The sequence below is a fragment of the Sphingomonas sp. SP2 genome (assembly GCF_058313385.1).
In genome coordinates, this window is record NZ_JBZFLD010000001.1 from 1947169 (window position 1) to 1965663 (window position 18495).

Below are 18495 nucleotides of genomic sequence, written 5' to 3' on the forward strand. Positions count from 1 at the left end.
GTCTGATAATATGTATTATGTTAAGTGACGGCTGGACGTTGGATGGCGATCAGCCTTCCAGCACCAGCCAGCGCCCCTCGACGCTCCAGCGCTTGAGGCTGGTGAGATAGTTCATGCCGAGGACGTTCAGCTCATCGCCGTCGGCGATGAACATGCGGACGTCGCGCCGCTCGATCCCGCCGACCGACACCGTGTCGGCACGCGCGGTGCCGACGCGGATCAGGCCATTGCCGGTGCGGACAACCTGGTTGCGGCGCTCGGTCACGGGCACGCCGGCAAGCGCCGCGGTCTTGCGGCCGATCGTAGTCATGGTCGCGCCGCTGTCGACGAGGAAGTCGACCGGAATGCCGTTGACGTCGGCCTGGATCCAGAAATGGCCGTCGACCGCGATCGGCACGCGAATGGCCTGCTCGGCGACACGAACCGGACGCCCGGTGGCTTCGGCCTCAAGCCGCTGCGCGACATAGCTCAGATCATCGCGGAAGCTGAAGACGATGAAGCCCGCGCCGAAGATGACGACGAAGGCCAGCACCGAGGTGATGCCCTTGGCGACCGGCGAGCGGCGGCCGATCAGCGCGCCAAGCACCAGCATCACCGCCATCAGGAGGTAGAGGCCGCCGAGCTGGAGGTCGTTGGTCATCATCGGATCACGGCTGAAGCACAAGCTTGTCGCCCTGGACGCCCCAGCTCGACAGGCTCGAGAGGAAGTTCATGCCGAGCACGCTGGTGCCGTCGTTGGGGTTGATGTTGACCGACAGGTCTGCGCGGCGGATCGAGCCGACTTCGAGGAGGCCGGCGGTGACGCGCGGCATGAAGACCTCGCCATTGGCGGTGCCGACGACGTCGCCGCGCATGCCGGGCTCGAGCCCCGCCGCGTCGGCGACCTCCTTGGAAACGGTGGTGGTGGTGGCGCCGCTGTCGACGAGGAAGCGGACGGGCTTGCCGTTGATCCGGGCATCGACCCAGAAATGGCCGTCGCCGCGCTTGGGAATGGTGAGCGCCGAGCCGCTTGCGACCGGAGTCGCCTCCCCCATCGCCTCGCTCTTGAGGCGGGCGCCGAGCGCGCCGAATTCACCGCGAAAGGCGAAGAGAGCGAAGACCGCGCCGAAGATGGCGACCCAGGCGAGGCCCATGCGAAGCGCGCTGCTGGCGGTGAGGCCGCGGCCGAAGAGGCTCGCTCCGATCAGCATCAGCAGCAGGAGGAGGTAGAGGGCGTTGGGGGCCTGGTCGTTCACTTACAGCTCGATCTCCAGCCCGTCGAAGGCCGGTGCGGCCCAGTCCGGAAGCTCCGCCACAAGTTGGGCATGATCCATGCTGTTGTCGAGGTGCGAGAGATAGAGCTGGCCGACGCGCAGCTCGCGGGCCCAGCCGAGGAGGGCGTCGAGATGCGCGTGGGTCGGGTGCGGGCGGCGTCGGAGGCAGTCGGCGATCCAGATGTCCGTGCCCTGGTAGAGGGACGCCATGGCGTCGGTCAGTTCATGGAAATCAATCGCATAGACGAGGCTCCTGGCACCGTCGTCGAAGCGCATGCCGAGGCTGGTGATGCGGCCATGCGGCTGGTCGACGAAGCGGACCCGGACGCCGCCAAGCTCCCACTCCCCGTCCACCGCGTGGGTGCGTGCAACCGCGGGATAGAGGGCATTGCCCTCGAACAGGTAGCGGAAGCGCGGGACGACCCGGTCGAGCACGTCCTGGCGGGCGTGGACGGGGACCTGGTCGCCGCGATTGTGGGCGAGCTGGCGCAGGTCGTCGAGGCCGTGGATATGGTCGGCATGGTCGTGGGTGACGACGACGCGGTCGACGGTCGCGACATCAGCGGCGTTGAGCTGCTCGCGAAGGTCGGGACCGGCGTCGATGAGGAGGCGGGTCTCGCCGAGCGTGGCGAGCGCCGAGGCCCGGAGCCGGCGGTTCTTCGGCTCGGCCGGATCGACGCTGCCCCAGTCATTGCCGATCCGCGGAACGCCGGCACTGGTGCCCGAGCCGAGGATCCGGAACTGCACTTAGCGGGTGGCCCGGGTGAACAGCCGATGGAAATTGGTGGTGGTGCTCGCCGCCAGCGCCTCGGGGCTGACCCCGCGCAGGTTCGCGACGAAGGCCGCGGTGTCGGCGACATAGGCGGGCTCGCACGGCTTTCCGCGATGCGGGACGGGCGCAAGGAACGGACTGTCGGTCTCGACCAGCAGCCGGTCCTCGGGAATGGTCTTCGCAACCTCGGCCAAGTCCTTGGCATTCTTGAAGGTCACGATGCCCGAGAGCGAGATATAGAAACCGATGTCGAGGCCCCGGTCGGCCAGCCACTGGGTGCCGGTGAAGCAGTGGAGCACCCCCGTCACCCCGCCCTTGGCAACCTCCTCGGCGAGGATCTCGGCGGTATCCTGCTCGGCGTCGCGGGTGTGGATGATGAGCGGCAGGCCGGTGATGCGCGCGGCCTCGATCTGGGCCCGGAAGCGCGCCTTCTGGCTGTCGCGGTCGGACTTGTCGTAAAAATAATCGAGCCCGCATTCGCCGATGGCGACGACTTTCGGATGGGCCGCGGCGTCGACCAGCGCCGCCAAGCCGAGGTCGGGATGGGCGTCGGCCTCGTGCGGGTGGACGCCGATCGAGGCCCAGACGTCGGGGTGGCGCTCGGCGCCGGCGACGACATCGGCCCATTCGCGCTGGCGGGTGGAGATGTTGAGGAAGCCGCCGACCCCGCGGGCCCGGGCGCGGTCGAGCACGCCGGCCTCATCCTCGACCAGTCCGGGGTAGTTGAGGTGGCAGTGGCTGTCGATCAGCATCAGGCGGGCTCTTCGGTCGCGACCAGCTCAAGACGCGGGAAGATGGGCTGGGGTTGCGCGAGGCGGCCGGCATCCCTCCCCTCCCCGATATAGGCCTTGAGCAGGGCGATGGCGGTGGGAACGACCGGTTCGACCATCGGCGCGAGGCGCTCGACCGCGGCGGCGAGCGTTCCGAGGACCTGCGCCATTCGCTCGGGATCGGTCTTGCGCAGCGCCCAGGGCGCCTGCGCGTCGACATAGGCATTGGCCGCGAACACCGCGCCCATCCAGGCGTCGAGCCCGGCGGAGAAATCATAGTCGGCGAAGCGCTCGGTGACGGTCGCCCCGGCTTCGTCGACCCTGGCGAGCAGGGCCCGGTCGTCCTCGGCCTCGCCCGGCGGCGGAAGGACGCCGTCCAGGTTCTTGACGATCATCGAGAAGGTGCGCTGGGCGAGGTTGCCGAAGCTGTTGGCGAGCTCGGCATTGCAGCGGGTGACGATCGCCTCGTCCGAATAGCTGCCGTCCTGGCCGAAGCTCACTTCGCGCATCAGGAAGTAACGCAGGGAATCGACCCCATAGGTTTCGGCGAGCGTCATCGGATCGACCACGTTGCCGAGGCTCTTCGACATCTTCTCGCCGCGGGCGAGGAGGAAACCGTGGCCGAACAGCGCCTTGGGGAGCGGGAGCTTGGCGCTCATCAGGAAGGCCGGCCAGTAGACCGCGTGGAAGCGGACAATGTCCTTGCCGATGAGGTGGAGGTCGGCCGGCCAGAAGCGGTCATATTGGGCTCGGTCGTCGGGGAAGCCGACCCCGGTCATATAAGTGGTGAGCGCGTCGACCCAGACGTACATGACGTGACCGGGCGAGCCGGGCACGGGCACGCCCCAGTCGAAGCTGGTGCGCGAGACGCTAAGGTCCTTGAGGCCGCCCTCGACGAAGCGGACGATCTCGTTGCGGCGGCTGTCGGGGCGGATGAAGTCGGGGTTGCTGCGATAGAGTTCGAGCAACGGCTCGGCATAGCGCGACAGGCGGAAGAACCAGCTTTCCTCGACGGTCCATTCGACCGGGGTCCCCTGCGGCGACAGTTTCTCGCCGCCTTCGCCAGTCGTAATTTCCTTCTCGTCGTAGAAGGCCTCGTCGCGGACCGAATACCAGCCTTCGTAGCGATCGAGATAGAGGTCGCCATTGGCCTCCATCGCCTTCCACAGCGCGATCGAAGCGGCGTGGTGCCGCTCCTCGGTGGTCCGCACGAAGGCATCATAGCTGATCGTAAGCCGGTCGCACATGTCGCGGAAATAGCCGGACATTTCGTCGGCGAATTCGAGCGTTTCGCGGCCCTGCCCACGCGCGGTCTGGACCATCTTCAGGCCATGTTCGTCGGTCCCGGTGACGAGCCGCACGTTGCGCCCCTGCGCGCGCTGGAAGCGGGCGATGACGTCGGCGGCAATGGCCTCATAGGCATGGCCGATGTGCGGGCGGCCGTTGGGATAGGCGATGGCGGTGGTGATGTAGAAAGGTTCGGACATGTCGCGGGTGCCATACGAAAGACTGTTCCCCGGCGAAAGCCGGGGCCCAGTTTTCTTCGGCAGCAAGGCACTGGGTTCCTGCTTTTGCAGGAGAACTATCCAGCCACGCTCGCCATGATGGTGCCGAGCGAGAAGATGGTCGCGGCGGGATCGAGCGAAAGGCGGGGCGCGATCTGGCTGGTCTCGCGGACCTGGTCGTAGGCGGCGAGCGCGCGTTGCCGCCGTGCTCCCTCGGCCGAGCGGGCCTCGGCGGCGACCAGCGGCGGGATCAGCGACAGGAAGGCGGCATAGCGCGGCCGTGCGGCCTTCAGCGCCAGTGCCGAAGCGAGCCGCGAACGACGGCTGTTGTCGGGATCGCCGCGGCGGAGGATCGACAGCGCCTCGTCGGCGAGCGGCGCGAGGTCGAGTTCGGCGAAGGCCAGCGCCCGATCGGCCGAACCGGCGGCGAGCGGAATGAGCGCGGCGCGCTGGTCGGCCGTGAGCTTCGGCACCTCGGCCCGCAGGATGGCGTCGAGCGTGTCGTCCCCGAGCGCGGCGAAATCGAGCCGGCGGCAGCGCGAGCGGATCGTCGGAAGAAGCCGCCCGGGCACATGGCTGACGAGCAACAACAAGCACTTGGCCGGGGGTTCTTCGAGCAATTTCAGAAGCGATTGCTGGGCCTGCGGCTCGAGGTCGTCCATCGCGTCGATGATCGCCACCCGCCAATCGCTCAGCGCGGGCGCGGCATGGAACAGCTCCTGCAGCTTGCGGATCTGGTCGATGACGATGCCGCGGCGAAGCTCGCCCTTGTTGGCGCCGGTCTCGTGCGCCTCGCGCTTGATCAGGCGGAAGTCGGGATGGCTTCCGGCCTCGATCAGCCGGGCGATGCGATGCTCTGGCGGGACCTCGAGCCCGGGAAGCGCGGCGACCGATGGCCCGGCGGCTTCGGCCAGCACGCGCAGCGCCGCGGCGCGGGCGAAGCTCCCCTTCCCTACCCCGCGCGGCCCGGCAAGCAGCCAGGCATGGTGCAACTGCCCGCTGTCGAGCGCCGCCCGAAACGCCGCCACCGACCGATCCTGCCCGAGCAGGGTCATGCGCGGGGGCTCAGGGAGATGGCGGTCGGCAGGCAGAAGGGCACGGGAGGCTCCGAGGGTTCAACCACCCCTCGCTATCGCTTTGCGGGGCCGGGTCAACTCCTCAGGCGGCGCTCCCCAGCAACCGGTCGATCTCGGCGATTTCGCGTTGCTGGTCGGTGCGGGTTTTTTCGATGACGGCGCGTAAGGGGCCTTCGACGCCCTCGCGGAGCGCGATGTCGGACATGGCGATGGCGCCGCGGTGATGTTCGCGCATCTTGGCGAGCCAGGTTTCGGACGCATTGGCGCCCTCGGCCGTCATCATGCCCTGGTGCATCTGCATCATCGCGGCGCGATAGGGCTCGGCGGACTTGGGATCGGCGGCCCCGCTCTCGCGCAGGGCCTTCAATTCCTCGATCTCGCGCGACTGGCGATCGACCGTCTCCTGCGCGAGGGCGCGGACTTCCGATGTCGGGTCGAGGCCGAGGACGACCTTCGACATGTCGACCGCGCCCTGGTGATGGGCGATCATCATCACGGTCCAGCTGTCGGCGACGCTTGCGCCGGCGGCGGCCATCATGTCGCGGTCCATCTTGGCCTCGGACGCGGCGTAGGGATCGGCCGCGTCCATCTCCATGCCCTCGTTCATTGCCGCGGGCGCATTGGCGGCCGGTTCGGCGGCGCGGTCGTTGCAGGCCGCAAGGAGGATCGTGGCGGCGAGCAGGGTCAGGAAGCGCATCGGGAATTTCTCTCGTTTTCGTAGCCTTTGCGGGTGAACCCCCGGCACTGCCCTCCGGGTCCAGCTCAGAACCAGAAGCGCAGCCCGGTGACGACTTTCAGACCCCCCCTCCCCTCGCCATCGAGACGGCGGAAGCGCCGAGTGTCGCCGAACGACCGCTCCCACGCGATTCCTGCGTAAGGCGCCAATTGCGGAGAGAATTGATAGCGGAGGCGGAGGCCGAGATCGGCGGTGGAGAGGCCGGCGCCGATCCTTCGTGACGGCACGTCCTGCGCCGACAGGTCGAGCTCGGCACGGGGCTGGAGGATCAGCTTCTGGGTCAGGCGAAGGTCGTGCTCGGCCTCGAGCCGGGCGCTGAGTTCGCTCTTGTGCGAGAGGAAGAGCGCGCCCTCGACATGGATCCAGTAGGGCGCGAGGCCCTGGAGACCGAGCACGAGATGGGTGCGGTCGGGGCCGGTGCCGACATCCTGGCGGAGGCCGGCCTGGAGGTCGAACCATGGGTCGATGGCGTGGCTCCACAAAGCCTGGACCTCGGCCTGTTCGGGCGCGCGACCGCGCTCGCCCTCGATCTCGGTCTTGAACCAGGCCTTGTCGATGTCGCCACCGATCCAGGCCTCGGTATCGAGGAGATAGGAATCGCGCCCCTTGCCGAGTCGGGCCTCGAGCTGGTCGACCAGCAATTTGCCGGCGGGCATGCCGCCATGCTCCGTGGCGAGCGTGCGGCGCGATCTGGCCATCGCCTCGGCGCCGAACACAATGTCGGCGGCATGAGCGGGGCCGGACATAGCCGCGGGCGGTGGCGGGCCGACGGGCGGCGCCGCGGCGGGCATAATGTGGCCGGCATGCGGATCGGCCTCGGGCTTGCAGTGACCCATGGCGGCATGTTCGGGCGGACAGGCAGGGCTCGGCGGTGGTGGCGGCGGCGGGTCGGCGGGCTTGCAGTGACCCATGGCCGCATGCTCGGGCGGACAGGCGGCCGCCGGGGCTTCGGCCGGAGCGGCATGGCCCGCATGCTGGGCGAGCGCCGGGGTGGCGGCGTCGGCAAGCAACAAGGCGAAGAGCGGCTTCATGACGCCGCTCCATCGAGCGGGCGGACGGTGACGACGCGCATCATCCCGGCGTGCATGTGGTAGAGGAGATGGCAGTGGAAGGCCCAGTCGCCGGGCGCATCGGCGGTGAGGTCGAGGTCGACATAGCCGCCGGGGAGCACGCGGACGGTGTGTTTCAGGGGCTGGCTGTCCCCCTGCCCGTTCACCAGCTCGAAGAAATGACCGTGGAGGTGCATCGGGTGGGTCATCATCGTGTCGTTGATGAGCCGCAGCCGGACCCGCTCGTTGCGGGCGAAGCGATAGGGTTCGGGCGCCTCGCTCAACTGCTCCCCGTCCATCGACCACATGAAGCGCTCCATGTTGCCGGTGAGGTGGATGTCGATGCGGCGGGTCGGCTGGCGGCGATCGGTGGCGGGAGTGAGCGCGGCGAGGTCCTTGTAGGTCAGCACCTTGTGGCCGACATCGTCGAGACCGAGGCCGGGATCGCCGATCCGGTCGACCGGCATGGGCGCGATCATGTCGACCCCGACCCCGACTGGGAAGGCGACTGCGGACTTGTCGCGCATCTTGTGATCCATCGTTCCGCCGTGGCCCATCGCGCCATGGTCCATGCCGGCCATGTCGCCCATGCCCGCCATGCCCGCCATCCCCATGTCCTTCATGCCAAGCGTCGGGCGCGGGCGGAGCGGCGCGATGACGGCGCGCAGCCCGGCGCGGGGCGCAAGGGTGGCGACGGCCATGCCTGAGCGGTCGATGGTCTCGGCGACGAGGCTGTAGGGCTGGTCGGCGGGGGTGACGATGACGTCATAGGTCTCGGCATTGCCGATCTGGAATTCGTCGACCTCGACCGGACGGACGGGGATACCGTCAGTCGCGACCACGGTCATGCGGAGACCGGGAATGCGCAGATTGAAGATGGTCTGCGCGGCGGCGTTGATGATCCGAAGCCGGACCCGCTCGCCCGCGCGGAACAGGCCGGTCCAGTTCTCCGCGGGGCTGTGGCCGTTGACGAGGAAGCGGTAGGCTGCGGCGGTGACGTCGGCGATGTCGGTCGGGTCCATCCGCATTTTGGCGAACATGGCGCGGTCGGCCGGCGTCATGGGGTCGTTCGCGCCACGATCGGACAAAGTCCGCTTGTTTCGGTTGAAGACCCCCGCTTCCTGGCGCAGGCGGGTGAAGATCTGGTGCGGGTGGAGGAAGCTCCAGTCGCTCAGCACGATCACATGCTCGCGGTCCGACGCGATCGGGTCGGGCCCGGCGGGGTCGATGATCAGCGGGCCGTAATGGCCGACCTGCTCCTGGAGGCCCGAATGGCTGTGGTACCAGTAGGTGCCCGACTGCTTGAGCGGGAATTCGTAGGTGAAGCTCGAGTGCGGTTTGATCCCGGGGAAGCTCACCCCGGGGACGCCGTCCATCTGGAAGGGCACGATCAGGCCGTGCCAGTGGATCGACGTATCCTCGTCGAGATGGTTGTCGACCGTCAGCCGGACCTTGTCCCCTTCGCGCAGGCGGATGAGTGGCGCTGGGAGCGTGCCATTGATGGTGACGGCATGGCCGCTGCGTCCGTCGACGGTGAAGCGGCTCTCGGCGACCGTGAGCCGGATGTCGGTGCCGGACAGGCCGGTCAGGCCCTTGACGGCAAGGCCGTGGCTGTTGGTACTGGCCCAGGCGGACGCGGCCGCGGCGAAAGCGCCGAGCGCGAGCGAGCCGCCCATGAAGGCGCGGCGGTCGATGGTGACGGATGACGTCATGATGATCCTCGAGGAGGCAGGAGAGGCGCGCCGGCGGGCGGCGGGCCCTCCTCCCCCTTTTCTAGCGCTTAGTGGTCGTGCCCGGCGTGCGGCGCCGGCGCCTCGGCCGGGGCGGCGGGGGCATGATGCTTCATCATCTCCGCGCAATGCGCCTTCATCTCGGCCGAGGCCTTGGGATCCTTGCAGGCGGCCATCATCGCCGCATGGTCCATCGGGGCCTCACCGGGCTTCATGGCCTGGTGCTGGGCATGGCCGGCATGAGGATCGGCCGCGGGCGCGGCCGTCGGTGCGGCAAGGGCAAGCGCGAGCGCGAGCGCGCCAAGGAACAGGGTCATCGTTCATTCTCCACGAAAAGGTCCAAGGAAACGAGGGCGTTGCCTCGTGTCGTTCAGACGGTTCGTGGAGGCGGGGTGGACGGCGTCAGCGAGCGTCCGGCAAGCGACGGCGTCAGCGCCGGGACCGCCCGCGCCTCGGGCGGAAGGGCCGCGACGGCGATGGGCTGGGCAAGCGACGGGAGGGCGCTGCAGCTGCCGGTGCAGTGAAGTCCGGCGGGCTTGCCGGGCGCCTTGTCGCTGCTGCTGTCGCCGCAATGATCCGCCCCCGGCATCGCCATGGCGGCATGGGGCGCGGGCGTCGCGGCGGCGGCGGGCACGGTGGCCATGCCGAACGGCATCAGCACCAGCGCCAGCAGCGCGACAAGGCGGAACAGCCGTTCGAGCACGGGTGTAAGAATAAGCGCCCTCACCTTGCGGTGCAATGAGCGGGTGCCGGCGCCCGTCGGAAAGTCAGGCGCCCAGCCGGTCGAGAAAGGCGCCAAGCGCCGCGACGGCATCGGCCTGGACGGCGTCCTGCGGCTGGTGCGCGTCGATCAGCGCGTGCCGCTCGGGCGAGGCGCGGACCTGGTCGAGGAAGGACTGGCGGACCCGGTGATGGAAATCGTCGGCAAGGCCTTCGAACCGCCCTTCGTCCGCTTGCTCGTTCGCGAGCCGGGCGCGGCTTCGGGCAAGGCCGACGTCGGGATCGACGTCGAGGACCAAGGTAAGGTCGGGCCAGAGATCGTCGAGGAACGAGCGGTGGAGCGTGCGGATCTTCTCTTCGGCAAGGCCGTGACCGGCGCCCTGATAAGCGAGCGTCGAGCCGGCGAAGCGGTCGGTGACGACGATCCTGCCGGCGGCGAGCGCGGGAAGGATCAGGGTCCGGACATGCTGGACCCGGGCCGCGGTGACGAGGAGCAATTCGGCATCCTCATGCCATTGCGGCCCCGCGGCATTGAGCAGCAGCCCACGCAGCGTTTCGGCTTCGGGCGTTCCCCCGGGTTCACGGGTCAAGAGCGGCTCGCGGCCACGGGCACGCAGCGCCGCCGAGAGCGCGGCAATGACGCCCGACTTGCCGGCGCCGTCACCACCCTCGATCGCGATCAGGGCGCCCTGCCCCGTTCGACCGGCCATCGGCCCCTCCCCCGCCGCGGCGCGGATCAGGCGAGCCCGACCAGCTGGCGGAGGCCGAGCCACAGGCGGCCGAAGAAGCCTGCCTTGTCGACCGCCTCGCCAGCGACCAGCGGCATCCGCTGGACGGTGCCGTCGGGCGTGGTGACGACCAGTTCGGCGACTTGCTGGCCCTTGGTGATCGGGGCCTTGAGCGGACCCTGGTAGGCGATCTTCACCTTCGGCTCGCCGCCGACCGCGCCGGCCGGATAGCTGACCGCGATGGGACGCTGCGCGACGAGCGGCACGGTCGCGGCATCGCCGAGCTGGACCTCGGCCGAACCGACCGCGGCATTGGCGGCGTAGAGCGGCTTCGACTGCCAGGCGTTGAAGCCCCAGTTCATCAGCTTGACCGATTCGTCGATGCGGCCGTTGAAGCTGTCGAGCCCGGCGACAACCATGATCAGGCGGCGGCCATTCTGCTCGGCCGAGCCGGTGAAGCCATAGCCCGCCTCCTCGGTGTGGCCGGTCTTGAGGCCGTCGGCACCGGGGATCTTGCCGAGGATCGGGTTGCGGTTGGCTTGCGTGATGTCCTGGCCCGAGCCGAGGGTCTTGCCCCAGGTGAAGGAGGGTTGGCCGTAGAATTGCTTGTAGAGCTTGGGGTGGCGCTCGATCGAGGCGCGGGCGAGCTTGGCGAGGTCGCGCGCGGTGACCACGGTGCAGCCCTCGTCGGGCCAGCCGTTCGAATTGCAAAAGCGGCTGCTGGTCATGCCGAGCTTCTTGGCGAGCGCGTTCATCTGCTGGGCGAAGGCCTGCTCGGTACCCGCGATGCATTCGGCAACGACCACCGAGGCGTCGTTCCCCGACAAGGTGACGATGCCGTGGAGGAGGTTCTCGAGGCTGACCTGCTCGTTCGGGGAGAGGAACATGGTCGAGCCGGCGGCCGGGCCGTGCCACTTCTGCCAGGTGGCGGGCTGGACGGTGCAGGTCTTGGACAGCGGCAGCTTGCCCGCGTCGATCAGCTCGAAGGCGACCTCGGTGGTCATCATCTTGGCCATCGACGCCGGCGGCATCGGCGTGTCGGCATTCTTCGCGAGGAGCTCGGCGCCCGACGAGAGGTCGATCAGATAGGCGACCCGCGCCGACGTGTCATAAGGCGGCGCGGCGGCGGGCGCGGCGATGGTGCTGGCGAGGGCCGTGGCGGCGACGAGGGTGCGAAGACGATTCATAATCGCTCTGGTAGCCAAGCCTATTCCCCCCGTCATCCCGGGCGCGGACCGACGGGCGCCTTTTCTTGTGCGGTTGCGACGAAGCCAGGCAGACCCCGGATCAGGTCCGGGGCGACAGGCGTCGGCCTCAGCCGCCCGCCGCGATCCGGTCGGCGAGGAGGCCGACCGACAGCGCGTAGAAATTAGAGCAATTATAGTCGAGAATCGCTCGATAGTTGGTAGTCAGGAGATAGGCGGTCGCACCGGCGCCGTCGGGCTCGATCAGGGTCGCCATCTCGCCTTCGGCCAGCGACTGTCCCTGCGGCTGGACGCCCAGCGCACGCCATTCGCGCATGGTCAGCCAGCGGCTGTGGCGCTTGAACACCTGCGGACAGCGCGGCGGATTGAGCGTGCTGCGGATCGCCGCCCGGTTGAGGGTCGAGGGCACGTTGACCGGAATGCCCCAGTGGGTACCGGGCTTCCAGCCGGCATCGCGCAGATAGTTGGCGATGGAGGCAAGGCCGTCCATCTCGCTGCCCCAGATGTTGACCTGCCCGTCGCCATCGCCGTCGACCGCGAGGCGGAGGACGTTGGACGGCATGAATTGCGGATAGCCGGTGGCGCCGGCCCAGCTGCCCTTGAGGCGGCTGCGCGGATAGCCGCGGTCCATCAGCTGGAGGGCGGCGACGAACTCCTCCTCGAAGAAGCTCCGGCGGCGCCCCTCATAGGCGAGCGTCGCGAGCACCTCGGCCAGATCGAAATTGCCAGTCACGCGGCCGAAGCTCGTCTCGTGGCCGAAGATCGCCATCAGCACCTGCGGCTCGACCCCGTAGCGCTGCTCGATCCAGGCGAGCTGCGGGCGATAGGAGCGGAAGCGCGCCGCGCCGCGGGTGATGAGGTCGGTCGTGACGTGACGCGCGCGATAGGGCGCGAAGGGCGGGATGTAGCTCGAATTGGGCGGGCCGCCGGGCTGCTGGCGGTCGAGTGCGATCACCCGCCCGTTCTGGCGCAGCATGGGGATGACCGCGGCGATGGTCGCCTCGCGCACCCCGGCGCTCCGGGCAAGGCCGGACAGGCGGCTCTTGTAGCTTTCGAAGCCCGACGCCGTCGTGGAGACGGTGGGCACGGGGGTAAGCGGTTCGCGAACCTGGATCTGCACGGGGACCGGCGCGGGCGTGATCGCGCGCGGGGCCGGTCGGGGCGTCGGCTGGTCGGGCAAGGGCGCAAGTGGATCGCGCTCCTGGCGCGCGCTCGCCGGGGTCATGGCGATGGCCGCGAGGCACAGCAGCGAACTACTCCAACGAAACGCCACCTTGTGTCTTTCCCCTCCGGCCATGGTGCACCAACGCTTGAGCCATGCACCCGTTCAGGTGCCTTGCGTCAAGCCGTGTGCAGGGTCTAGGCGAGCCAAGCTGAACGGGTGCCGACGCGCGTCCGTCGCCAGCGCAGGCGCGGATGGGTGGCCGAGTGGTTTAAGGCAGCGGTCTTGAAAACCGCCGTGCGGGGAACCGTACCGTGGGTTCGAATCCCACCCCATCCGCCACTTGCCCCGCCCGGTCTTTCGCGGGGGTGGCGCGGGCAATCGAGGCGCGGTATTGGCGCCGCCATGCTGAAGACGCCCGATCCCGCCCTCGCCCATGAGCCCAAGCTGCTGCCCTTCGACTGGTCCGATCCGTTCGGCCTCGACGAACAGCTGACCGAAGAAGAGCGGCTCGTCCGCGACACCGCCGAAGGTTATGCGCAGGAGAAGCTCCAGCCGCGCGCGACCGAGGCCTTCCTCAACGAGGAATTCGATCGGGCGATCATGTCGGAGATGGGCGAACTGGGCCTGCTCGGCCCGACCATCCCGACCCAATATGGCGGCGCCGGCCTCGGCTATGTCGCCTACGGCCTTATCGCCCGCGCGATGGACCGGGTCGACAGCGGCTATCGCTCGGCGCTGAGCGTCCAGAGCAGCCTCGTCATGTATCCGATCTTCGCCTACGGCTCGGAAGAGCAGAGGATGAAGTATCTGCCGGGCCTCGCCCGGGGCGAGCTGGTCGGCTGCTTCGGCCTGACCGAGCCCGACGCCGGTTCCGATCCCGGCGGCATGCGCACCCGCGCCGAGAAGACCGCGACCGGCTACAAGCTGACCGGCGCCAAGATGTGGATCACCAACTCGCCGATCGCCGACGTGTTCGTGATCTGGGCCAAGTCGGACGCGCATGGCGGCCGGATCCGCGGTTTCATTCTCGAAAAGGGCATGCCAGGCCTGACCGCGCCCAAGATCCAGCAGAAATTGTCGATGCGTGCCTCGATCACCGGCGAAGTGGTGATGGACGGGGTCGAGGTCGGCGAGGATGCGCTGCTTCCCAACGTCGAGGGGCTGAAGGGTCCGTTCGGCTGCCTCAACCGCGCTCGCTACGGCATCGGCTGGGGCGCGATGGGCGCGGCCGAGTTCTGCTACGAGGCCGCGCGCCGCTACACGCTCGACCGGCATCAGTTCGAACGGCCGCTGGCGTCGAACCAGCTGGTCCAGCTCAAGCTCGCCAACATGGTCACCGAGATCGCGCTCGGCACGCAGGCGGCGCTGCGCGTCGGCCGGCGGCTCGAAGCGGGCGAGCTCATTCCCGAGACCATCAGCCTCATCAAGCGCAACAATGTCGGCAAGGCGCTCGAGATCGCCCGGGTCGCGCGCGACATGCATGGCGGCAACGGGATCAGCGCCGAATATCAGGTGATCCGCCACCTGCTGAATCTCGAGACGGTCAACACCTACGAGGGCACGCACGACGTCCATGCGCTGATCCTCGGCCGGGCGATCACCGGGCTGAGCGCATTCTGAGTCCCGAGGTTCCCGCCTCAGCGGGGACGGCCATTGGAGTAACTGGACGGGCCCCGGCGACACCGGGGCCCGTTTCCGTTCGTGCTTACGAAGGCTGGCCTTCGCCGGTGCCGGCACCGGCGCTGAGCTGCTCGAGGTCGCCCGCATCGGGGCGCTTGTCAAAGACGGCGTCGATCAGGCCGAATTCCTTGGCCTCGTCGGCCTCGAGGAAGCTGTCGCGGTCCATCGCCTTCTCGATCCGCTCGAGCGGCTGACCGGTATACTTCGCATAGAGCGAGTTGAGGCGGGTGCGCATGCGCAGGATCTCGCGCGCCTGGATCTCGATGTCCGAGGCCATGCCCTGGGCGCCGCCCGACGGCTGGTGGATCATGATCCGGCTGTTGGTCAGCGCGACGCGCATCCCCGGCTCACCGGCGGCGAGGAGGAAGCTGCCCATCGAGGCGGCCTGGCCGATGCAGACGGTGCCGACGCGCGGACGGATGTACTGCATGGTGTCGTGGATCGCGAGCCCGCTGGTGACGACGCCGCCCGGGCTGTTGATGTACATGAAAATGTCCTTCTTCGGGTTCTCGGACTCGAGGAAGAGCAATTGGGCCACGATCAGCGAGGACATGTGATCCTCGATCGGGCCGGTGATGAAGACGATCCGCTCCCGCAGCAGCCGCGAATAGATGTCGAAGCTGCGCTCGCCCCGGTTCGACTGTTCGATGACGATGGGAACGAGGCCGGAGATGATGTCCTGATGGTCGGGCAAGGGAAGTATCCTGTCGTTACGTGTGGTGACTACATCGGCGGGCGCAAAGACAAGTTCAAGCCCGCACCTGCCCCGCCCCGCGGACCACATATTTGAAGCTGGTGAGCTGCTCGGGACCGACCGGGCCGCGGGCATGGAGCTTGCCCGTGCCGATGCCGATCTCCGCCCCGAAGCCGAACTCGCCGCCGTCGGCGAACTGGGTCGAGGCGTTCCACAGGACGATCGCGCTGTCGACCGAGGCAAGGAAGGCTTCGGCGGTGACGGGATCCTCGGTGACGATCGCCTCGGTATGGCCAGTGCCGTAGCGCGCGATATGCGAAGCCGCTTCCTTCCAGTCGCTTACGGTGCGGATGCTGAGGATCGGTGCGAGATATTCGGTGCGCCAGTCCTCCTCATGGGCGGGGAGCATGGGGACGATTGCGGCGGCCTCCGCATCGCCGCGAAGTTCGCAGCCGTCGAGCGCGGCGGCGATGGCCGGAAGCATCGGCAGTGCCGCGCGGTCGATCAGCAAGGTCTCGGTCGCGCCGCAGATGGAGACGCGGCGAAGCTTGGCATTGGCGACGATCGCGGCGGCCATGGCGGGGTCGGCGGCGGCATGGACATAGGTGTGGCAGACGCCCTCGAGATGGCCGAGGACCGGGACCCGCGCGTCGGCCTGAACCCGCTCGACGAGGCTCCGGCCTCCGCGCGGGATGAGGAGGTCGAGGGTCCCGCCAAGGCCCGAGAGCAAGGCCCCGACCGCGGCGCGGTCCGCGGTGGGCACGATCTGCACCGCGCTTGGGGGAAGACCCGCATCGGTGAGCCCTTGCACCAGCGCCTCGTGAATGGCGGCGGCGCTTGCGAAGCAGTCGGAGCCCGGACGCAGGATCACGGCATTGCCCGAGCGGACGCAGATGGCGGCGGCGTCGGCGGTGACGTTGGGCCGCGCCTCGTAGATCATGCCGATGACCCCGATGGGGGTGCGGACGCGCGCGATGTCGAGGCCGTTGGGACGCTTCCAGCGGGCGATCTCGGTCCCGAGCGGATCAGGCAGGGACGCGACCTGGTCGAGCCCGGCGGCGATCGCCTCGACCCGGGCCGCATCGAGCATCAGCCGGTCCTGGTGGCGGGTCGCGGCGGCAAGGTCGCGGGCATTGGCGGCGAGGATCGCGGACGCGTGGTCGCGAAGCCGGCTGGCCATGGCGAGAATCGCGGCGGTGCGCTGTTCGGGCGAGGCCTGGCGGAGCGCTTCGGCGCCCTTGCGGGCGGCGCGGCCGAGGTCGAGCATCGTCTCTTCAAGCGTCATCGCAGCACCATATCGTCGCGGTGGATGAGGGCGTCACCCCGCGAATAGCCGAGCCGTGCGGCGATGTCGGCGCCCTTCGCTCCGATCAGCCGCGCGGCTTCGGCGGCGTCGTAGCGGCTGAGGCCGCGCGCGATCTCCCGGCCCTGATCGTCGATTACCGACAGGCAGTCGCCACGGGCGAAGTCGCCGCTGGTCGCGGTGATCCCGGCGGGCAGGAGGCTGCTCCCCCGGCCGAGCGCCGCGGCGGCGCCGGGGTCGACCCGGACGCTGCCAAGCGGTGCGAGCGTACCGGCGATCCAGGCCTTGTAGGCGGTAGCGGGATTGCCCTCGGCGGCGATGCGGGTGCCGCGCGCCTCGCCGGAGAGAAGACGCGCCAGGGGCTGCTCCCCTGCCCCGCTCCCGATCAATGTGGCGCAGCCGGCGGCGGCGGCGATCCGCGCGGCCTCGAGCTTCGTCCGCATGCCCCCGGTGCCCGGGCCGGCGCTGTCGCTGTCGCCGGCGAGCGCGATGATGTCGGGCGTAAGCGCGGCGACCTCGGCAAGGTGGCGAGCGGCCGGATCGCGGCGCGGATCGGCGGTGTAGAGACCGTCGACGTCGCTCAGCAGGACGAGGAGGTCGGCCCCGGCGAGCTGCGCGACGCGCGCGGACAGGCGGTCGTTGTCGCCGACCCGAAGCTCGGCGGTCGCGGTCGAATCATTCTCGTTGATGACCGGCAGCGCGCCCGCGCCAAGCAAGGCGGCGATGGTCCCGCGGGCGTTGAGGAAGGCCCGGCGGTCCTCGGTGTCGTTGGCGGTGAGGAGCAATTGCGCGGTGACGATGCCGTGGGCGGCGAAGGCCTCGGCCCAGGCCCGCATGAGGAGCGGCTGGCCGGTCGCGGCGGCGGCCTGCTTCTGGTCGAGCCGGGCCGAGCGCGGGAGGCCGAGCCGTCCTCGCCCCAGCGCGACCGCGCCCGACGAAACCAGGATGACATCGGTGCCCTGGGCCCGCAGCCCGGCGAGATCGGCGGCGATGGCGGCGAGGAAGTCGGCACGCGCGCCCTCGCCGCTCGTCACCAGCGCGGAGCCGAGCTTCAGCACCAGCCGCCGGACGGCTGGCCGGGTCATCAGCGCGGGAGGCCTGGCGCGGGCTGCGCGAGATAGGCCAGCCGGCGGATCTCGCGCCGGCCATGGGTCACCGTGTCGAGGATCAGGCCCGCGAGGAAGGAGAGGACCGCGACGATCACCATGCCGGTGACGAGGATCGCGGTCGGGAAGCGCGGCACCAGCCCGGTGTCGAGATAGGTGAGGACGAGCGGCACCGAGAGGGCGAGCGCAAGTGCGAGGAGCAGCGCGCCGATCGACCCGAAGAACAGCCACGGCCGCTCGACCCGGAACAGGTTGAGCATGACCTTGAGGATGCGCCAGCCGTCGCGATAGGTCGAAAGCTTGGAGGCCGAGCCCTCGGGCCGGGCGCCATAGGCGGTGGCGACCTCGCCGACGGGCATCCGCAGTTCGAGCGCATGAACGCTCATCTCGGTCTCGATCTCGAAGCCCGACGAGAGGACCGGGAAGCTCTTCACGAAGCGGCGCGAAAAGACCCGGTAGCCCGAAAAGACGTCGGTGAAGCTGCGCCCGAACAGGCTCGAGAGAAGGCCGGTGAAGAGCCGGTTCCCGAGCACGTGGCCGCCGCGATAGGCATCCTTGGCCTCGTGCTGGCGGGTGCCGACGACCATGTCGAGCTGCTCGGCGAGGAGCAGGTCGACCATCGCCGGGGCGGCCTTGGGGTCGTAGGTGAGGTCGCCGTCGGCCATGACGTAGATGTCGGCGTCGATGTCGGCGAACATGCGCCGGACGACATTGCCCTTACCCTGCTGGCGCTCGGTGCGGACGATCGCGCCGCTGTCCCGGGCGACCGCGACGGTGCGGTCCTGGCTGTTATTGTCGTAGACGTAGATGTCGGCCTGGGGGAGCGCGGCACGGAAGCCCGCCACCGTCTGCGCGATGGCGGCTTCCTCATTGTAGCAGGGCAGCAGCACGGCGATGCGTGGCTGGTCTTGCTTGGTCACCTTGTCACCCACCCCTTGCCGTCACCCCGGACTGGATCCGGGGTCCCGCTGTGTCGCGGCGAAGAGAGAAGAAGCGGGACCCC

At 69.0% G+C, this 18495-nt stretch carries 19 protein-coding genes and 1 tRNA gene; 2 read left to right on the forward strand and 18 right to left on the reverse strand.

What is annotated here, in order from left to right; genetic code table 11:
• Positions 1–49: 49 nt before the first annotated feature.
• The 14 genes from AC4GYU_RS09915 to AC4GYU_RS09980 form a co-directional block, all read right to left on the reverse strand.
• A complete protein-coding gene (locus AC4GYU_RS09915; RefSeq protein WP_491086720.1) occupies positions 50–643 on the reverse strand; it encodes a retropepsin-like aspartic protease family protein in 594 nt (197 codons plus the stop codon).
• Positions 644–647: 4 nt separating this feature from the next.
• Positions 648–1235, reverse strand: coding sequence for a retropepsin-like aspartic protease family protein (locus AC4GYU_RS09920; protein ID WP_491086721.1), 588 nt, complete (start codon positions 1233–1235; stop codon positions 648–650).
• Positions 1236–2000 (reverse strand): MBL fold metallo-hydrolase, encoded by a 765-nt coding sequence (locus AC4GYU_RS09925; protein WP_491086722.1) that lies wholly within the window; start codon positions 1998–2000, stop codon positions 1236–1238.
• On the reverse strand, positions 2001–2777 hold the full coding sequence (locus AC4GYU_RS09930; protein ID WP_491086723.1) for a TatD family hydrolase: 777 nt from the start codon (positions 2775–2777) through the stop codon (positions 2001–2003).
• Entirely contained in the window at positions 2777–4282 is a 1506-nt protein-coding gene (metG, locus tag AC4GYU_RS09935; RefSeq protein WP_491086724.1) for a methionine--tRNA ligase, read from the reverse strand. The genes AC4GYU_RS09930 and metG overlap by 1 nt, the downstream gene beginning before the upstream one ends.
• Positions 4283–4377: 95 nt before the next feature.
• Positions 4378–5355, reverse strand: coding sequence for a DNA polymerase III delta subunit-related protein (locus AC4GYU_RS09940; protein WP_491086725.1), 978 nt, complete (start codon positions 5353–5355; stop codon positions 4378–4380).
• A 103-nt stretch (positions 5356–5458) separates the two neighbouring features.
• Positions 5459–6073, reverse strand: a complete 615-nt coding sequence (locus AC4GYU_RS09945) for a DUF305 domain-containing protein (protein WP_491086726.1) — start codon at positions 6071–6073, stop codon at positions 5459–5461.
• Between the two features lie 65 nt (positions 6074–6138).
• Entirely contained in the window at positions 6139–7143 is a 1005-nt protein-coding gene (locus tag AC4GYU_RS09950) for a copper resistance protein B (protein ID WP_491086727.1), read from the reverse strand.
• On the reverse strand, positions 7140–8873 hold the full coding sequence (locus AC4GYU_RS09955) for a copper resistance system multicopper oxidase (RefSeq protein ID WP_491086728.1): 1734 nt from the start codon (positions 8871–8873) through the stop codon (positions 7140–7142). The genes AC4GYU_RS09950 and AC4GYU_RS09955 overlap by 4 nt, the downstream gene beginning before the upstream one ends.
• Before the next feature lie 68 nt (positions 8874–8941).
• On the reverse strand, positions 8942–9208 hold the full coding sequence (locus AC4GYU_RS09960; RefSeq protein WP_491086729.1) for a hypothetical protein: 267 nt from the start codon (positions 9206–9208) through the stop codon (positions 8942–8944).
• Between the two features lie 53 nt (positions 9209–9261).
• The gene (locus AC4GYU_RS09965; RefSeq protein ID WP_491086730.1) at positions 9262–9594 is read right to left on the reverse strand and encodes a hypothetical protein; all 333 of its coding nucleotides are present in this window, start codon (positions 9592–9594) and stop codon (positions 9262–9264) included.
• A gap of 64 nt (positions 9595–9658) precedes the next feature.
• Positions 9659–10321: a dTMP kinase gene (tmk, locus tag AC4GYU_RS09970; RefSeq protein ID WP_491086731.1), complete on the reverse strand. Its 663-nt coding sequence runs from the start codon at positions 10319–10321 to the stop codon at positions 9659–9661.
• A 26-nt stretch (positions 10322–10347) separates the two neighbouring features.
• On the reverse strand, positions 10348–11526 hold the full coding sequence (locus tag AC4GYU_RS09975) for a D-alanyl-D-alanine carboxypeptidase family protein (RefSeq protein ID WP_491086732.1): 1179 nt from the start codon (positions 11524–11526) through the stop codon (positions 10348–10350).
• A 127-nt stretch (positions 11527–11653) separates the two neighbouring features.
• The gene (locus AC4GYU_RS09980; protein WP_491086733.1) at positions 11654–12817 is read right to left on the reverse strand and encodes a lytic murein transglycosylase; all 1164 of its coding nucleotides are present in this window, start codon (positions 12815–12817) and stop codon (positions 11654–11656) included.
• A gap of 141 nt (positions 12818–12958) precedes the next feature.
• On the opposite strand from AC4GYU_RS09980, the gene AC4GYU_RS09985 reads away from it, so the two are divergent.
• Positions 12959–13048: transfer RNA gene (locus tag AC4GYU_RS09985), tRNA-Ser, on the forward strand.
• Between the two features lie 63 nt (positions 13049–13111).
• A complete protein-coding gene (locus tag AC4GYU_RS09990; RefSeq protein ID WP_491086734.1) occupies positions 13112–14329 on the forward strand; it encodes an acyl-CoA dehydrogenase in 1218 nt (405 codons plus the stop codon).
• A gap of 85 nt (positions 14330–14414) precedes the next feature.
• On the opposite strand, the gene clpP is transcribed toward AC4GYU_RS09990, so the two are convergent.
• Genes clpP through AC4GYU_RS10010 form a run of 4 tightly spaced genes read right to left on the reverse strand, consistent with a single transcriptional unit; the run spans position 14415 to position 18412 of the window.
• Positions 14415–15083, reverse strand: a complete 669-nt coding sequence (clpP, locus tag AC4GYU_RS09995) for an ATP-dependent Clp endopeptidase proteolytic subunit ClpP (RefSeq protein ID WP_491086735.1) — start codon at positions 15081–15083, stop codon at positions 14415–14417.
• Between the two features lie 55 nt (positions 15084–15138).
• Entirely contained in the window at positions 15139–16368 is a 1230-nt protein-coding gene (locus tag AC4GYU_RS10000) for a glutamate-5-semialdehyde dehydrogenase (RefSeq protein ID WP_491086736.1), read from the reverse strand.
• Positions 16365–17471, reverse strand: a complete 1107-nt coding sequence (proB, locus tag AC4GYU_RS10005) for a glutamate 5-kinase (protein ID WP_491086737.1) — start codon at positions 17469–17471, stop codon at positions 16365–16367. The genes AC4GYU_RS10000 and proB overlap by 4 nt, the downstream gene beginning before the upstream one ends.
• The gene (locus tag AC4GYU_RS10010) at positions 17471–18412 is read right to left on the reverse strand and encodes a glycosyltransferase family 2 protein (RefSeq protein WP_491086738.1); all 942 of its coding nucleotides are present in this window, start codon (positions 18410–18412) and stop codon (positions 17471–17473) included. Before AC4GYU_RS10010 ends, proB begins: the two co-directional genes overlap by 1 nt.
• Between the last annotated feature and the right edge of the window lie 83 nt (positions 18413–18495).